Origin of the sequence: Ekhidna lutea (genome assembly GCF_900188325.1) — a bacterium.
In the GTDB taxonomy this organism is placed as follows: domain Bacteria; phylum Bacteroidota; class Bacteroidia; order Cytophagales; family Cyclobacteriaceae; genus Ekhidna; species Ekhidna lutea.
Genome location: NZ_FZPD01000001.1, coordinates 855,439 through 871,333 on the forward strand (window position 1 = coordinate 855,439; position 15,895 = coordinate 871,333).

The following is a 15,895-nucleotide window of genomic DNA, read 5'->3' on the forward strand; positions in this document are numbered from 1 at the left end:
TTTATTCCACTAAATGGCTCTCATAAATCTGAAGCTGCTTTTCGAAGCACTTTTTCCAAGTGAATTGCTTCGCATAATTTATCACAGAATTTTTCTGACTTTCTCTCTCTTTGGATTCTGCAAATTGCCTAATTAAAATTGCTAATTCTTCGGAATTACGTTTCTTTAGTAATAGTGGAACCCCAGAGTTGGTTGCATGTTCTCGTGCAGCTCCGTCACTAGCAGCAATCACAGGAGCTCCACACGCGTAAGCCTCCAGTATAGATAGTCCGAAGGTTTCCCATTGACTAAGTGCAAAACACAAATCAGCTTCTCTGTAGTGTTTGGCTAAACTGCTTTTGTCACTTAGATAGCCAATATAGTGAACGTTGGCGTATTTGTTTGCCAAAGATTTTGTCTTGTTATCAGCTGGACCGGAACCTGCTATAATTAGCTTGGGCTCATAGCCAAGATATTTACAAACCTTCGGATATGCCTTAAGTACCAAATCGATACCTTTTTCTTTATTTAATCTATGAGCAAAAAATAATGAAATTCGATCATTTTTGAGTGTGTCTGCATTTCCTCTTTCTTGATGATTGAAGGTTTCTAAATCAACACCTAGTGGCAGATAAATTATATTATAGATTCCATTTGCTTTCATTCTATCTCCAATCAAGCGGCTGGAAACCATAATTCCATCCATCTTATTATAGCGTTTTCTTGCATACAACCACCCTAATTTCTCAGCTAATCCAGCGATATAGCTACCTGCAAATTGGAAATTTCTTTTGAATGATGTTACGGGAAAATCGTTGTGCCAGAAACCAAAAACTTTAGCTTTCAACTTATTCTTTTTTAGGATCGAATTCACCATTTTAGGAAGAAAGAAAGGGGAGCCAACCTCGATAACATCAGGATTATATTTCAGGAATATATGTTCCAGTTTTTTGGCATCCAACAAGTTTTTGTATCCATCATTTCTAAACGGCTGTTTGACTTCCAAATGCTCTATGAACGTATTGCTTGCAATTTGCTCAGTATATGTTTTGTCATCATTCATTACAAAAACATAGCGGATATTGCTTCTTTCTTTATAGAAGTTAAGTTTTTCTAAATGGTATCGACGGACGCCACCACCATTTGGACTCCAAAAATTGTTGCAATCAATGATACAGTGCATTAGTTGATTGAGTAAGTCGGTAATGGGACCAATTCGAACTATTTAAGTATTGCAATGATAACTTTGGGCTAAAATATAAAATAGAATTTTGGTGCAGCCTTATTAAACCTTTGTATCTAAACCATTACTTCTAAATGAATCACGCCAGGTTGTAACAACCAAATTATGAAAATCGCCATCTGCCAATTGATAACACCTAATATTGATGCTTTTGCAAAATATAGCTCAGCCTCCATTTTAGCATATTGTAAAAAACATCACTACTCATACTTTATACAAAGAGATAAACTCATCGATAATCTTCATATCAACTGGACCAAGATTCGATTGGTTGAGCAGCTTCTTGATAAGGGCTATGATTATGTCACATTAATAGACGCTGATATTTTACTCACAGACATAAATCGTTCGGTAGAAAGCTTTATTAAAGATGATCAGGTAGTTATTACTATGGTTGAAGATACCCATCTTTTTATCAAGAGCCGGCCAAATGCTGGCTTTATCCTAATAAAAAATAACCATGATGGAAAAAAATTGATTAAAATGTGGTTAGATGCCGCCTATTCAGATACAGTTTTGGCTGATAAGCATCCGAGAAACCAACGAATTTACTGGAAATATGTGCAGCCGTTTTACCGCGAAAAACAACATCTAATTCCATATAAATATATTTCCAAGTATTTCTTTTGGTTCAATAAATTTTTAAAAGGAGGGAAGTTTGCTTACCATTTTGATCAGACCAACAATAAAGTCAGATCAATGTATATGGGGAAAGAGTATTATAGAATGCAATATTCAGAAATTGAGTTGGGAACAACGAAAGAAGTTCTTTCGCAAAAGAAGGGTTTAGTAGAAGTATTATCTTAATTAATTCTCTCCCATTCTTTAATATGATTTTTTTTCATAAAAATCTGTTTGAAAATACTTAATAAAGCGTCTTTGATAAGATTGAAATACCCAACCTTACGATATCTCCTCGGAGATTCAAGAATAGTACAATTTTTTATAAAACTTAATTTCCCAATTTTAGAAAGCTTCTTAAATAGAAAGCTATCTTCCCCATGAGATCGATTTTCATCGTACCCATTGACTACCCAAAAATCCTCCCTTCGAACTACTTGACAATGGCCAGTGGAAAAAGGTATATTCAAGAATATGCTTAACTGTATTACATTGTTAAGAAAAAAATGAAATATTTGATCTTTCCAAATTCTCTCATTAGGGAACGTTTGGATTTTTAAGGTTGCAGCGACTAGCTTTTTATTTTGAAAAACATTAATAATTAATTCTACAAAGGATAGAATGTCTTCAAAAAGCGTGTCGCAATCACAAAAAATAAACAGGTCGCCATTAGCATGCTTAGCACCAAGATTTCGTCCAATAGCAATGTTTTTTACAGTTTGGACTACATAAACGCTCGCTCCTAACTTTTTTGCGATCGCTCTGGTATGATCCTGACTACCACCATCGGCAACAATAACTTCATAGTCGTATTTTCCCTTAAGTAGGTCAAACTGTCTTAATGTTTGACCAATAAGCTTTTCTTCGTTGAGTGCAGGTATAATAAAAGATAATTTCATTCCCTTGAACAGGTCCTTTAAATTAAAATTGTATATTGATTGGTTAATGTTCTTTTATAGGTGGCTGATAATGAGGTTTGAAACTAAAAAGGCTTTTTATCCATTTGCTCAAAAAAGATTTCTTTAAATCATCATTCAAGATACAACAGGTGTATAAAGGAAGTAACAGTAAAGCTATCTAAATTTGCCTATACAACTCTGTCTAATTAATGACTAGAACGTCTACAAATAATACCACTCGTCTCTATAATAACAACTTTTTAGAGATATTGTCCAGGTGCCCTTTCTGGTTGCCATTGGTAGTTTTCATTCCAGTTGTTTTTTATTTTTCGTTTATTGGATTTACTTCTTTAAGTGAAGGTCTTATACTTGAAGGCATCTTGATCGCTGTTGGAGGAGTTATATCATGGTCATTGACTGAGTACTTGGTACATCGCTTTGTTTTTCATTACCAACCCAAAAGTGCCTTCTGGAAAAGGTTCGTTTATGTTGTGCATGGAGTGCATCATGATTATCCAAACGATTTGAACCGATTAGTTTTTCCAGTAACAGTCAGTATACCGCTAGGGTTTGTTGTTTATTACTTATTTGGACTAATACCATGGACTGTTGAGGCATACCATTGGATTTTTTACAGTTTTTATGCTGTAGGTTATCTGTGTTATGACATGATTCATTTTGCCACTCATGCAGTGTCTAACAACAATAAGCTTTTTACTTCGATCAAAAGGCATCACTTGAATCACCATTATCAAAAATCCAATACAAAGTATGGGGTAAGCTCCGGGTTATGGGATATCGTTTTCAACTCTTTGGGAAGTAAAAAAAAGGGTGTTCAGGATAAGTAACAACCAAAGTATTGACTGGGATTATCTAACATGGCGAGCATGATAACTTGTTTCAACGCATCATGTTAAACAGATTCTTCTTTGCTCTTCTTATCCCATTCAGAAGCAAAAACTGTGTTGAAAAACTCGTTTACTTCATTTTTATTGTTTACTGCTCTTGAAATTGTGTAAATAGGTGATTTTTTAGGATTCTTTAAAAATTCAATTATTTGACCTGTAAATAAAATGGACGAATTGGTGATGAGTTTAGAACCTGGTTTCAAGGGCTCTACCCATCTGGTAGCACAACCTACAGTCAAGGAACTTAAATTTCTTACATCATGCCACCACCACGGTGGGTTGTAAAGAAGATCTCCCGGCTCTAAAGTAACCTTATAAACGGGAATATTATTGAAGTAAGGGTGTTCCTTATGCATAAGTTCATAGAAATTCCCTTTCATCCCATGGTTCATTAATTCTGATACTGCAAATGTCCCGTATTTGCTTAGGGTAGTCTGTAACACCGGTGCATAACTAGGATGAATGAAGTGCCATTCTTTTTTACCCTGGATGTTGAGAAATATATTCTCAGCATTAGCAGAATGAAGAGAAGAACGACTCCCGGCATCTCTTTTGATAAACCACTGGTGCAGTGCATAATCCTTTTTTTGAATTTTCCTGAGTTTTCTGCCATTACAAAGCCTATAGAAATCCATTCTGTTTAGGATCCCATGAAAATTATTTACGTAATAATTATTGTATTTATCGAGTGTAAGGTAATCCCTTAGACTAGTCCTGGCTACATTAATATTTCTGCCGTCAGGAGAAATATCTTTATCAAAACTGAAATTTGCACATTCAACTTCAATATCCCCAAATTTCGAAATTAGGTTTTCTTCTTTGGTAAGTTCCGTAATAGGTGCATCTGACAAAAAGCCTCGTACTACCACAGGTTCATTCACCTTATTTTTCCATTCTTTAAAATTATCATGTGTAAAATCTTTAATATTTATTTCTGTGATTGCAACCGGACCATTACTCTCAAACTTCTTCCTCTTCATGAGGATTTGAATATTTTTTGAATGAATCTTCTTGAATTGTTTACCAATGAAACTTGGGTTCTCGTGTTTTATGATGGTTCTCCCTTTCGCATCTTTCTTTCTTAGAGAGAGTTCAAAAATCAGGTCAAATAAGAAAAGTAATCTCCACCTAAATGAATAAAATGAAGGCCTCAGTGTAGGTAACTTTTTTTTATGAATATTATCTATGTCCATTAAATTTTTGCATTTAAGCGAGAAAAACTATTAGAAATAGCCTTTTATAGGGAGTGTATTTCGTTTAGCAAGTAAATTCAAAAGTACAGTATTTCATGTTATTTTATCCGTGTGATTTTTAACCATTAATGCTGCTAAAGAAACTTTTAAAAGTAACTCTTAATAGCATATGAGATGATTTTTTAATGTCATTTACAGCAAATTACTAAACGGATACTTTTTTATTCTCTTCCCATTCTGACGAAAAAATACTGTTAATAAATTCTCCCGCTTCTTCTCCATTATTCACCGATTTCCCAATTTTGTAAAGTGAAGATTTTTTAGGGTTTTTTAGGAATTCTATTACCTGACCTGCAAATAAGACGGGCGAATTGGTGATTAGTTTGGATCGTATTTTTAGAGGCTCCACCCATCTGGTTGCACAACCAACTGTCAAAGGGCTTAAGTTTCTTACATCATGCCACCACCACGGTGGGTTGTAAAGTAGGTCTCCGGGTTGCAAAGTGACTTTATAAACAGGAATGTGCTTAAAATAAGGGAAAGCATTGCACATTAGGTCGTAAAAATCTCCTTTTTCGTGATGGTTTGTTAAATCAGACACGGCATAAACACCATATTTGCTTAGCGTGGCATGGATTAATGGAGTATAACTGGGATGGATGAAGTGCCATTCTTTTTTACCCTGAATGTTCAGGAATATATTCTCTCCGTTAGCACAATGGAGCGAAGATCGAACAAGAGCTCCTCTTTTAATAAACCATTGGTTCAATGCATTACCGTTCTTTTGTATTTTTCTAATCTCTCTGCCTTTACAGAGTCGGTAGAAATCCATTTTGTTTAGTATTCCATGAAAATTATTTACATAATAATTATTGAATTTATCAAGAGTGAGATAATCTCTAAGATTTGTTTTGAAAGTTGATACATTCCTCCCATCTGAAGATGTTGAGTTATCAACACTTAGATTAACACATTGAACCTCTACGTCTCCAAGTTTAGAGATTAAGTTTTCTTCTTTTGTTAGCTCCATAATCGGTGCGCCATCTAAAAATCCGCGTACAACAACAGGTTCATTTACTTCATCCTTCCACCTTTTGAAGGTACTATGTGTGAAATCATTGATATCCATTTCAATAATCGCTATAGGACCCTCGCTTTCAAAAGCTTTTTCTTTCATAAGTTTTTTGACTGCTTTTGCATGAATCTTTTGAAAGCACCTTCCAATAAAGCTTGGGTTCTTTTGTTTCTGAAGTGTCTTTCCTTGAGCATTTTTTTTCTTTAGTGAGAATCCAAAAAGCTGATCAAGCAAGAAAAGCATCTGCCACCTAAATGAATGAAATGAAAACCTTAGCTTCGGTGGCCTCTTTTCAAGTATACTATTTATGTCCATAAAGTTTTTTCGTTGATTGGGCAATGTATTGCAAACACCATTTCTCTATGAGAGAATTAATGGTTTTGCACCAAACGTTGTAAAAATACCACACTTTGTAGGTATACTCAGATCAAGGTGAGGCAAGATTATTCTTTGTATTAAAAGCTGAATGAGGTAGTTTTCCGTGGAAGATTTCACAGACATGGGGAAAAGAAAAGTTTATTTGATCAATCCAATAGAAGCAGATGTAGGGTATTTTAAGTGGCCTAATAGCAGTGGAGGTCTAACCGATTATGTCTACATAGCCGATCTGGCTACAACTTCGGTAGCAAGACTAATGGAATCATATTTTGAAGTGGAAATCTGTGAAGCCTCCATTCAAGGAGTTGATTATTCAACTGATGCTGATTTTATAGCTATAACCGGAAAGATTAGCCAGTGGAATCACATGAAGGAGATATCTCAAGAATTTAAGAAGAGAGATAAGACTGTGATTATCGGAGGCTCATACGCCTCTCTTTCATATGAAAAGGTACGACCTTACTGTGATGTATTAATAAGGGGTGAGATTGAGGAAATTGCTGACGAAATATTTTCTGAAATTGCGTCAGGTAACTATAAAAAGGAATATGTAGGCACACAGCCTGATATGTCAAAACTTTTAGTGCCAAGATGGGATCTTTACCCTAACGAGAAAGCACTTATGGGTTCCATCCAGATCTCAAGAGGTTGTCCGTTTCAATGTGAGTTTTGTGATGTGATTGAATATTTGGGAAGAAAGCAGAGGCATAAACCGGTTGATAATATTCTTTCCGAGCTGGATGAACTTTATAAAGTTGGTTATAGAGAGGCTTTTATTGCAGATGACAACCTCACAGTTCATAGGAAAAAAGCAAAAGAAATCTTAAAAGCAATTGGCGACTGGAATAGAAAGCAATCAGACGGACCGATGTTGTTTAGGACTCAAGCTTCCATTGATCTTGCCAAAGATGATGAAATGATGGATTTGGCGACCTATGCAGGTTTATTCGCCGTTTTTATTGGAATTGAAACACCCAATGTGGAAAGCTTGAAGGAAACGAGAAAATTTCAAAACTTAAGAATTGACCTGGTAGATCAAATTCATAAGGTATTCAACAGTGGGTTGAGTATATATGGTGGAATGATCGTAGGGTTTGATAATGACACCCTTGATATTTTTGAAAGACAATTCAATTTCATTTCTGAATCTTCAATTCCATATGTCACCTATGGTCTCCTTAATGCACCGGATCAAACACCACTTCACGAACGATTGGAGAAAGCCGGTAGACTCGTTCCTGAAAATGAAGGAACAGTAGCTGGGAATGCTTACGAAACCAATATTTTATTCGAAAATATCTCAACAGAGGAAGCTCAAATAGGCTCAAAATGGCTTATGAATAATATGTATGCCGCAGAAAATTTTGGAGAGCGACTTTGCCATTTTATAGAATTGTTAGGAAAAGGCGTTCATAATGAACAAAGTTATCAGATAAAATCACTCAATGGGGTTATAAAAGAATTATTCAAAGTGATCCGAAGCATAAAAAGAATGGGAGTGGAAGAAGAACAAATGCATGACAGAGTAATAAGAATGCTCTCGAAACACCCTAATGCAACTCCGCATGTATTAAACTATCTCTCATTGTATGCTTCTATAAGGGCAACAATGAAATTTAATGACACGTGGGATCAAAACTTAGTAGGAAGACCAGCATTTGAAGTACAGTTATAGCTTGTAGTACACCACTTGGCCCTAAGCCATCTGTGAAATTACTTTACTTACTAATCCTTGATTGGACAAGTTCTAAAGCATCTCCAACGGTGTTTATTTTTCCAATTGATTCATCTTCGATGGTAATGCCAAATTGTTCTTCAATATCAAGGATAATATCAACAATATGAACGGAATTAATTTTGAGGTCATTGATCAAATGTTGATCAAATGTGATATTGGAAGGGTCTATTTCATCTGGCAAGTAAGCGTCGATTATATCAAGTAATTCAGATTGAATTTTGGTTTTGTCCATCGTGAGAATATTTTCTAAAAATAAGACTGCAATTTAGGTCTCCAAAACCAAAATTAGTTTTTATTGCTGTTTTTATTTCTTTGTTCTGGGTTTCCGTGGGGATGCAGGAAGCGGGGATCAATTCCTTGATTCCGGGATGAACATTTTCCTCAGTCAGATTAATGTTCTTGTGAACAAATCCATGGTAGATTTGAAGTATCACGGCTACAGACTCAATAGAGCCTGCCGCTCCCAGGCAATGGCCAATCATGGACTTTGGGGCATTTATCATGGGGAAATCAGATCCATTAATCCCAAGGCCGGAGACACAGTTTTCAATTTCGCTGAAGTCTGCCATAGTGGAGGTAAGGTGACCTGAAAGCAAATCAATTTCCCTTGGATTTACTCCAGATTTGCGAACTGCTTCACTAACGCATTCTGCAGCAGCTTCTGGGTTCTGGGCTGTCATATTGCCTCCATTTCGCATACCCCCACAGTTTCGATGGCCACCCACTATCTCTGCGAAAATTTTGGCGTTTCTTTTTTTGGCACTATCGAGGGATTCGATTACAATGGCACCACTTCCGGACCCTGGTACAAAACCCGAACTAGTGTTGCTCATAGGTCTTGAAGCAAATGTTGGATTAGCATTTGAGTCAGCGCAGAGTACCCTCATTGCGTCAAAACCAGCCCACATATACCTGCCTTCACCTTCAGTGCTCCCACATATCATTGTTGAGACTTCTCCTGAGGCAACTTTTTCATAGCCTAAAAGTATAGCTTCACTTCCTGTAATACACGCTGACGAATTGCTGGTAACTTGATAACCGGCCCCAATTAGTTGGTTAAGGTAAGCAGCCGCACCACTATTCATTCCTTGAGTAATGCTTGTGCTATTAAGAGAATTACCTTTCCCATCATCAATTTTATTGATCCGCTCACCAATGGAAGAGTCTAGACCCAAACTTCCTGAACCAAATACGATACCAACATCTTTTAACCGATTTTCACCATTGGTTTTATTACCAGCCATTTGCCATGCCTCCAGTCCCGCCAAGCAGGCATAGATTATTCCCATGCTATCTATTTTACGACTATAGTACTTAGGTAACTTTTCTTGAATGTAAGAATGTTCCAGGGCAGGCATTCCTGCAACTCTGCAGAAGTAATTAAGGTTTTCTAATTCTTTGCTGTATTTGATACCGGATATGCCATTTTGCAATGAATTTCTAAACTGATCTACTCCAATAGCATTTGGAGAGATGACCCCCATCCCCGTTACAACCACTCTTTTTTTCATAAGGTTCTCAATTTTTTGACCGCTACTCTATCAAACTCAAGTTTTTAAATCTATTGGCTAGGATATCTTTTTCTTATAACATCTCCTTCTAATATTTACACTTGGGACATTTTTGTCATATTCATTCCACATGTTTTGTATAGGAGAATTATCCTCTAGCATCGGTCCAGTTGAGTAATATTCAACTCCATTTTTAATGTAATTCTTAAAAAACTCACTAAACATAAGTGATGCAGCTCCTTTTTTTTGATATTCAGGTGTTACGCCTATCAGTAATAAATCTAAATGCTTGTTAAACCAGAAATCCTTAAGAATATGAATAAAGCCGAAAGGGAAAAGTGATCCTTTCGCTTTCTGAAAGGCTTTGGATAGTGAAGGGAACGAAATACCAATACCTATTATCTTATCTTCCCGATCCACAATAAGACAGATGTATTCCTTACGAACCATTCCAAGGTACTGTTCAACGTAATAATTAATTTGTTTTGATGTAAGTGGATAGTAGCCGTAAAGTTGGCTATATGAATCATTCAAAACTTTAAACATTTCAGTGGCGTATTTTCTTACATCTTTAGCCTTTTTTAGGTGTAAGGCCTTGATGCCAAATCTTTTTGAAATAATGCTGGCTAACCTTTCATATCTTTCTGGTAGCTTCTTAGGTGGGATCCCTCGAAATTCTATCCAATCAACAGCCTTTTCGAGGTTCAGGTTTTCATAATGCTTAGCGTAATATGGATAGTTGTAAATAGCGGCTTGCGTTGCTATTTGATCAAAACCACTTATCAGAGCTCCTTCATAATCAAGATCGGTGAATCCCATCGGACCGTGGATTGCCTCAGCACCTTTTTGCTTGCCCCATTCTTCTGCCTGATTGATCAACGCTTTAGAAACCTCTAAATCATCTATGAAATCAATCCATCCAAATCGAATCAATTTCTTTTCTTTTAGTTCCATGTCAAGAGCGATTGCAGCAATTCTGCCTACTATCTCTCCGTTTTTTTCAGCTACCCAATATATAGCATCCGCAATTTCAAAGGCTGGATTTTTCTCCTTGAGAAGGGTGTTCATCTCAAATTGGATCATTGGAGGCACGTAGTATTTATTACCCTTGTAAAGCTTAAAAGGAAATTTGATGAATTTTCTAAGATCCTTTTTTGTCTTTACTTCTTTGAGTTGTATTGGCATAGGTTGTTTCTAAGACCTCAAATGTATTTCGGAATTTCTCTACTTGAGAGGTTTTGATATATATTTTAATTCAATTTACCTACAGGTAGACATAATGCTTTACCTGGAACTTTTCAGGCTTTAGTCCATCAAAAACAACGCAAAATTGAGTTTTGAGGCCAAATAAGATTTAGCTTTATGCAGCTTTTGATCTCAGAGGAACCCCTATTTCTTTAGCTATTTTAGCCATCAAAGAGATCGCTTTGTCAATCTGATCAAAAGTGTGAGTGGCCATTAGAGAAAATCGAATTAGTGAATCCGAAGATGAAACTGCTGGCGATACAACTGGGTTGACGAATAGTCCTTCATCGAATAGTCGATGGACAAATTCATAAGCCTTAATATCGTCTCTAATATAAATCGGAATAATTGGAGTTTCTGAATTACCAGTATCAAAGCCAATTTCCTTTAATTGTTCCAGTGCATAGCTGGTGTTCTCCCATAGTTTTTGTCTTATTGAGTCATCCTTTTCTATGATATCTAATGAAGCTAAGGCCGCTGCAGTGGATGAAGGAGTCATACTTGCGCTAAAGATGAGTGCCCGAGATTTGTGCTTGAGGTAATGAATAGTCTCTTTATTGCCGGCAATAAAGCCACCTACGGAAGCGAGTGATTTACTGAAAGTCCCACCAATGAGATCTACTTCATCAGTTAAGTCGAAATGGTTAGCTGTCCCACGACCATTTTCACCCAGCACACCTACAGCATGTGCACAATCACTCATTACCACTGCGTTATATTTTTTTGCTAGACGTACAATGCCAGGTAAATCAGCAATGTCACCTTCCATACTAAATACACCATCTACTATAATAAACTTGACGCCAGGAGCTTTACAAGAGCTGAGCTTTTGTTCGAGAGATGCCATATCATTATGCTTAAATCGCACATAAGATGCCTCTGAAAGCTTTGACCCCTCATAAATAGAAGCGTGATTAAGTCTATCTAGAAAGATCATGTCTTCTTTTCTTGTGATAGTAGGTATTGTGCCAAGGTTTACTTGATACCCGGTACTAAATACCAATGCATCTTCCTTACCAAGAAAAGTAGCCAATCTAGATTCCAGTTGTTGATGAAGATCAGTGGTGCCATTAAGAAATCGAGATCCAGAGCAGCTGGAACCGTATTTTTTTAATGCATTTTCTGAAGCTTCAATCACTTTAGGATGAGTAGTCAGACCAAGGTAGCTGTTCGATCCGAACATTAGCACATTCTTGCCATTGACTTTAACAATCGTTTCCTGTCTGGCATTAAAAGGCCGAAAGAAAGCATACAATCCTTTTTCCTGGATTTTTTTGGCTTCATCAAAGCCATAGAACCGATCTCGCAATGGGTCTTTCATGTTTCAAAACATTTGAATCTGTTAAGATAGCTATCATTTCTGATCTACCATGTCTTTGTAGATCAATCAAATCTCAAAGCCAGACTTTTGCGGATAGCCTTTCCTTAAAAACTCTTGTGTCAATTTCACTACATCTGGATTTAGATTCGACCCCTGATCGTCGTTCAGGCAATAAAACTTCGGGCGTTTCTTTTCCAGCCAATCAAAGGCTCTCTTTTGCTTTTTATAGTTATTGGTGATTTTATGAAAAGCGTGAATTTTTAATAGGTCAGGAAGCTTGATTGCGCTGCAATGCTGTGATTGATATTTGAGCGCATACCATCTATAAAGCTTGTATGTCATTACATCCGTTCCTTCCCGAAACTTGTGAGACTTGATATCCTCGATAAGTTCTGGTCTCGCGTCTTGCATGCTTTGCCACCATTCTTTTCGTATGAGAAGAGGTGAATGCTCAATTAAACCCAACCCTACAATATCATTTTTCTTATTGTAAATTCTCCACCCCAAATTTTCGCCAAACAAGGTGCCATGGATTAGTACTTTCCCATCTTTTGTATAAAAGTCCTCGGGATATACGTCATTCCCAAAAAGAAAATCGTCATTGAGATAAATGAAATCATCAGAGAGTTCTGGGATTTTATGAATATAGCTTTCAATCACATTGTAATTGAAGGTAGGTACATCTTCAGGATCAAACACTTCATCGTGATGGATGATGGAAATTTTTGGGTGATTGATGTCAAGCCAATCTGGTTTTTGAGGACGACAGGTGAGTATGTAAATGTGATTTATCCATGGAGCAAATTTTTCCACCGACCGGAGACTGTATTTCATCAACTGATAGATGTCCCGGGTACGTTCTGGGTTAAGGTCAAGTGGTTTTTCTGAATATTGATTAACTAGCTTTCGGTAATCAGGATCATCTCCATCTACCCAGGTATAAACTAAATCTATCGATTGATGTATCTCTTTTGGCTCCAATGAATTAAATAGTGGTTTGATTTCCCTTTTTTTGCCACATGTTACGTCTGACTCAGTATATCAAACGGATTGCAAATGTAGTTTTATTCGCTTTGCCCGGTCAATATCGAAAGCGAAAGCTTCAAATTTTGGAAGAGATGTTTCAAAAAGGATTATTAGTTTTAAATGAAACAGGAGAGGCATATTGGCTAGATTTCGGCACGCTACTTGGGTATCATCGCACCGGATCTATCATTCCACACGATGTAGATATAGATATTGCTATGATGGAAAGCTCTTACGAAAAGGTAAAGGCATTGAAAGATAAATTACCTAAAGGTCTCAGCTTTCATGATACATCAGCAAATCATGAGGGGCCTAAAATCTATTTCTCCTATAAAGGTTATGATTTTGATATTTTCTTTTATGAAGATGAAGGTGAAACGATCCGTACATTTGTTGAAGCAGATTATCCCAACGAACGACAGCACATCCCAAAGGAACTCGTGTACCCCTTAAAAGAAGATATTTTTCTGGGAGAGACGGTCACCGTCCCTTCCAATACGCTTGCTTATCTGGAGCTAATGTATGGATACCTTGGAACAGGTGGCTGGAGAGATCAGAAAACCGGGCTGTGGCATCCTCCGAGCACTTAATCAAGCAAAGGGAGTATCTTTTGTTTGGCACGTTCTAAGTGTTCCTGATTATCAATTTCGCACCAGGCCAAATCTAACTTTTCTACTGACACCTTATTTTCTTCGGTAAGTTGAGCTATTGCTATCTCATAATCTTTGGTTGTAGCATCTGATGCTGATTTGTGGTGTGCTTTTAATTTGTCAAGAAGCTCAAAAGAAATCCTCCAAATCCCAACAAGCTCAGCATCTATTGATCCTAATTCTTCTTTCTTCTTAGAAAGGTTTTTCAATTTACCATCAACTACTTCTACGTACACTTCATCATTTGATTGTGTAAAGTCACTGCAAAGGATCACATCTTTTTTGTTAGAAGTCACCAGAGTTTTGATCGCATCAGAATGGTAAAGCAGATCAGATTCCAACAATAGAAAATCTCCTTTGATTAAACTTGAGCCATAAATCAAAGTATGAAAGCTTCCTGTTGTTGCGTAATCAGGACTTAAAAAAGTGGTTAGTCCATTTTCTTTTGCAAACTTTTCATAATGCTCATGCAGATGACCTGTGCCGATGATGATATTTTTGATTCCATTTTCCTTAAGAATTCTCACTGATCTTTCGATCAACTTTTCCTCGCCAACCTGCATAAAGCCTTTTGGGATATCAAAGGTGTATGGTTGAAGTCTGGTGCCTCTTCCGGCGGCTAATATTACTGCGGTTTCAATCGTTTGCGTCATCTCTTAGAAATAAAGAGGAGAATCCCTCGGTTTCCAATTACTTTTGCGCGAAGATAGAATATTCTAAATCGCAATAAAATGAGCATAAATTCGGAATCATTATCGGCTCTACTTGGGGGTAAATGGATTTATGCACACCTATTACAAAATCCTCATAGATAAATGAAGAAAGTATACGTAGGAATGGGCACAGACCTCATTCACCATGGACATATAAATATTATTGAAGTAGCTCGTGAATTGGGTGAAGTAACCGTTGGTCTTCTTTCCGATAAAGCAGTAAGCAAATACAGCAGAACGCCGTTTTTGTCTTACGATGAGCGAAAGAAAATACTCGAGAATTTAAAGGGAGTAAAAGAAGTGATCCTTCAGGAGGACTTGGATTATGAAAAGAATCTAAGCGCGCTGAAGCCTGATTATGTAGTTCATGGAACTGACTGGAAAACAGGTCCTCAAAAGCATATCCGTGAGAAAGTAGTAAAGTTATTAAAAGAGTGGGGTGGTGAGCTTGTGGAACCAGAGTATACATCCGGCATCTCATCTACAGGCTTAAGAAAAGCACTGAAAGAAGTAGGAACCACACCGGACATTAGAAGAAGAATGCTGAGACGACTTTTAGAGTCAAAAGACATTGTGAGAGTAATGGAAGCTCATAATGGAATTTCTGCTCTTATCGTGGAGGAAACTTCAATCAATGCAGAAAATGAAGTGCGTGAATTTGACGCAATGTGGGTGAGTTCGTTAACGGACTCTACCGCAAAAGGAAAGCCGGATACTGAATATGTAGATCGAACTTCCAGGTTTCAAACCATCGGAGATATTCTTGATGTAACCACTAAGCCAATCATACTTGATGGAGATACTGGGGGAGTCACAGAGCACTTTGCAATGCAAGTGAAAAACCTCGAACGACTAGGAGTTTCAGCAGTAATTATTGAAGATAAAGTTGGCCTAAAGAGAAACTCACTTTTTGGTACGGAGGTGAAACAAGAGCTGGATACCATTGAAGGGTTTTGTGAAAAAATCAATACCGGTAAAAAAGCACAGGTCACTGAGGAGTTTATGATTATTGCCAGGCTAGAAAGTCTAATTGCTGAGCATGGTATGGAAGATGCCCTGACAAGAGCTAAAGCATACATTGAGGCCGGAGCTGACGGTATCATGATTCATAGCCGTCATAAAGATGGCAGTGAAATCATGGAATTCATGAAACGCTACCAGGAGTTTGAATACAAGGTGCCAGTAGTATCAGTGCCTTCATCTTACAATCAATTCACTGAGGATGAACTGAAAGAAGCAGGATTCAGTATTGTTATTTATGCTAATCACCTGCTTCGAGCGGCATTTCCAGCGATGAAAAAAACGGCGGAAAGCATTCTCGAGAATAAGCGATCATTGGAGGCTGATAAGTACTGTATGTCAATCAAAGAAATACTGACTATACTTCCTAATTAA

General features: G+C 37.1%; 15 protein-coding genes. 5 read left to right on the forward strand and 10 right to left on the reverse strand.

The genetic code is table 11. The annotated features are described in order from the left end of the window. Position 1: 1 nt before the first annotated feature. A complete protein-coding gene (locus CHB71_RS03800) occupies positions 2-1,162 on the reverse strand; it encodes a glycosyltransferase (protein WP_089355541.1) in 1,161 nt (386 codons plus the stop codon). A 165-nt stretch (positions 1,163-1,327) separates the two neighbouring features. Here CHB71_RS03800 and CHB71_RS03805 point away from each other — a divergent pair, with 165 nt between their 5' ends. After that, the gene (locus CHB71_RS03805; RefSeq protein WP_089355542.1) at positions 1,328-2,029 is read left to right on the forward strand and encodes a putative nucleotide-diphospho-sugar transferase; all 702 of its coding nucleotides are present in this window, start codon (positions 1,328-1,330) and stop codon (positions 2,027-2,029) included. Here CHB71_RS03805 and CHB71_RS03810 read toward each other — a convergent pair. Next, on the reverse strand, positions 2,026-2,742 hold the full coding sequence (locus CHB71_RS03810; RefSeq protein ID WP_089355543.1) for a glycosyltransferase: 717 nt from the start codon (positions 2,740-2,742) through the stop codon (positions 2,026-2,028). The two genes, CHB71_RS03805 and CHB71_RS03810, sit on opposite strands and share 4 nt — an antisense overlap. Before the next feature lie 209 nt (positions 2,743-2,951). Between CHB71_RS03810 and CHB71_RS03815 the strand changes: the two genes are divergently transcribed. Next, on the forward strand, positions 2,952-3,590 hold the full coding sequence (locus CHB71_RS03815; RefSeq protein WP_089355544.1) for a sterol desaturase family protein: 639 nt from the start codon (positions 2,952-2,954) through the stop codon (positions 3,588-3,590). Between the two features lie 65 nt (positions 3,591-3,655). Here CHB71_RS03815 and CHB71_RS03820 read toward each other — a convergent pair whose 3' ends face one another. Both CHB71_RS03820 and CHB71_RS03825 read right to left on the reverse strand, forming a co-directional pair. After that, complete coding sequence (locus CHB71_RS03820; protein WP_179213293.1) at positions 3,656-4,630, reverse strand: cupin-like domain-containing protein; 975 nt, start codon at positions 4,628-4,630, stop codon at positions 3,656-3,658. 418 nt (positions 4,631-5,048) lie between these two features. Continuing rightward, a complete protein-coding gene (locus tag CHB71_RS03825) occupies positions 5,049-6,233 on the reverse strand; it encodes a cupin-like domain-containing protein (protein ID WP_089355546.1) in 1,185 nt (394 codons plus the stop codon). 184 nt (positions 6,234-6,417) lie between these two features. On the opposite strand from CHB71_RS03825, the gene CHB71_RS03830 reads away from it, so the two are divergent. Then, positions 6,418-7,971: a radical SAM protein gene (locus tag CHB71_RS03830; RefSeq protein ID WP_144017319.1), complete on the forward strand. Its 1,554-nt coding sequence runs from the start codon at positions 6,418-6,420 to the stop codon at positions 7,969-7,971. A 43-nt stretch (positions 7,972-8,014) separates the two neighbouring features. Here CHB71_RS03830 and CHB71_RS03835 read toward each other — a convergent pair whose 3' ends face one another. The 5 genes from CHB71_RS03835 to CHB71_RS03855 all read right to left on the reverse strand — a co-directional run bounded on the left by CHB71_RS03835 (position 8,015) and on the right by CHB71_RS03855 (position 13,092). Beyond that, positions 8,015-8,266 carry an acyl carrier protein gene (locus CHB71_RS03835; protein ID WP_089355548.1) on the reverse strand — a complete coding sequence of 84 codons (252 nt, stop codon included), beginning with the start codon at positions 8,264-8,266 and terminating at the stop codon, positions 8,015-8,017. Further along, entirely contained in the window at positions 8,241-9,545 is a 1,305-nt protein-coding gene (locus CHB71_RS03840; protein WP_089355549.1) for a beta-ketoacyl-[acyl-carrier-protein] synthase family protein, read from the reverse strand. Before CHB71_RS03840 ends, CHB71_RS03835 begins: the two co-directional genes overlap by 26 nt. Before the next feature lie 57 nt (positions 9,546-9,602). Continuing rightward, positions 9,603-10,730: a GNAT family N-acetyltransferase gene (locus tag CHB71_RS03845; protein ID WP_089355550.1), complete on the reverse strand. Its 1,128-nt coding sequence runs from the start codon at positions 10,728-10,730 to the stop codon at positions 9,603-9,605. A gap of 175 nt (positions 10,731-10,905) precedes the next feature. Next, a complete protein-coding gene (locus tag CHB71_RS03850) occupies positions 10,906-12,111 on the reverse strand; it encodes an aminotransferase class I/II-fold pyridoxal phosphate-dependent enzyme (protein WP_089355551.1) in 1,206 nt (401 codons plus the stop codon). A 66-nt stretch (positions 12,112-12,177) separates the two neighbouring features. Further along, complete coding sequence (locus CHB71_RS03855) at positions 12,178-13,092, reverse strand: Stealth CR1 domain-containing protein (RefSeq protein WP_089355552.1); 915 nt, start codon at positions 13,090-13,092, stop codon at positions 12,178-12,180. Between the two features lie 38 nt (positions 13,093-13,130). Here CHB71_RS03855 and CHB71_RS03860 point away from each other — a divergent pair, with 38 nt between their 5' ends. Beyond that, positions 13,131-13,727 (forward strand): LicD family protein, encoded by a 597-nt coding sequence (locus CHB71_RS03860; protein ID WP_089355553.1) that lies wholly within the window; start codon positions 13,131-13,133, stop codon positions 13,725-13,727. Here CHB71_RS03860 and CHB71_RS03865 read toward each other — a convergent pair. Next, positions 13,724-14,440, reverse strand: coding sequence for a phosphocholine cytidylyltransferase family protein (locus CHB71_RS03865; RefSeq protein ID WP_089355554.1), 717 nt, complete (start codon positions 14,438-14,440; stop codon positions 13,724-13,726). The genes CHB71_RS03860 and CHB71_RS03865 overlap by 4 nt on opposite strands. 162 nt (positions 14,441-14,602) lie before the next feature. On the opposite strand from CHB71_RS03865, the gene aepX reads away from it, so the two are divergent. Then, a complete protein-coding gene (gene aepX / locus CHB71_RS03870) occupies positions 14,603-15,895 on the forward strand; it encodes a phosphoenolpyruvate mutase (protein ID WP_089355555.1) in 1,293 nt (430 codons plus the stop codon).

Excerpts from the sequence above, each read along its gene's own strand:
- CHB71_RS03800 (WP_089355541.1), bottom strand. The coding sequence starts at position 1,162 with ATGCACTGTATCATTGATTGCAACAATTTTTGGAGTCCAAATGGTGGT.
- CHB71_RS03805 (WP_089355542.1), top strand. The coding sequence starts at position 1,328 with ATGAAAATCGCCATCTGCCAATTGATAACACCTAATATTGATGCTTTT.
- CHB71_RS03810 (WP_089355543.1), bottom strand. The coding sequence starts at position 2,742 with ATGAAATTATCTTTTATTATACCTGCACTCAACGAAGAAAAGCTTATT.
- CHB71_RS03815 (WP_089355544.1), top strand. The coding sequence starts at position 2,952 with ATGACTAGAACGTCTACAAATAATACCACTCGTCTCTATAATAACAAC.
- CHB71_RS03820 (WP_179213293.1), bottom strand. The coding sequence starts at position 4,630 with ATGAAGAGGAAGAAGTTTGAGAGTAATGGTCCGGTTGCAATCACAGAA.
- CHB71_RS03825 (WP_089355546.1), bottom strand. The coding sequence starts at position 6,233 with ATGGACATAAATAGTATACTTGAAAAGAGGCCACCGAAGCTAAGGTTT.
- CHB71_RS03830 (WP_144017319.1), top strand. The coding sequence starts at position 6,418 with ATGGGGAAAAGAAAAGTTTATTTGATCAATCCAATAGAAGCAGATGTA.
- CHB71_RS03835 (WP_089355548.1), bottom strand. The coding sequence starts at position 8,266 with ATGGACAAAACCAAAATTCAATCTGAATTACTTGATATAATCGACGCT.
- CHB71_RS03840 (WP_089355549.1), bottom strand. The coding sequence starts at position 9,545 with ATGAAAAAAAGAGTGGTTGTAACGGGGATGGGGGTCATCTCTCCAAAT.
- CHB71_RS03845 (WP_089355550.1), bottom strand. The coding sequence starts at position 10,730 with ATGCCAATACAACTCAAAGAAGTAAAGACAAAAAAGGATCTTAGAAAA.
- CHB71_RS03850 (WP_089355551.1), bottom strand. The coding sequence starts at position 12,111 with ATGAAAGACCCATTGCGAGATCGGTTCTATGGCTTTGATGAAGCCAAA.
- CHB71_RS03860 (WP_089355553.1), top strand. The coding sequence starts at position 13,131 with ATGTTACGTCTGACTCAGTATATCAAACGGATTGCAAATGTAGTTTTA.
- CHB71_RS03865 (WP_089355554.1), bottom strand. The coding sequence starts at position 14,440 with ATGACGCAAACGATTGAAACCGCAGTAATATTAGCCGCCGGAAGAGGC.
- aepX (WP_089355555.1), top strand. The coding sequence starts at position 14,603 with ATGAAGAAAGTATACGTAGGAATGGGCACAGACCTCATTCACCATGGA.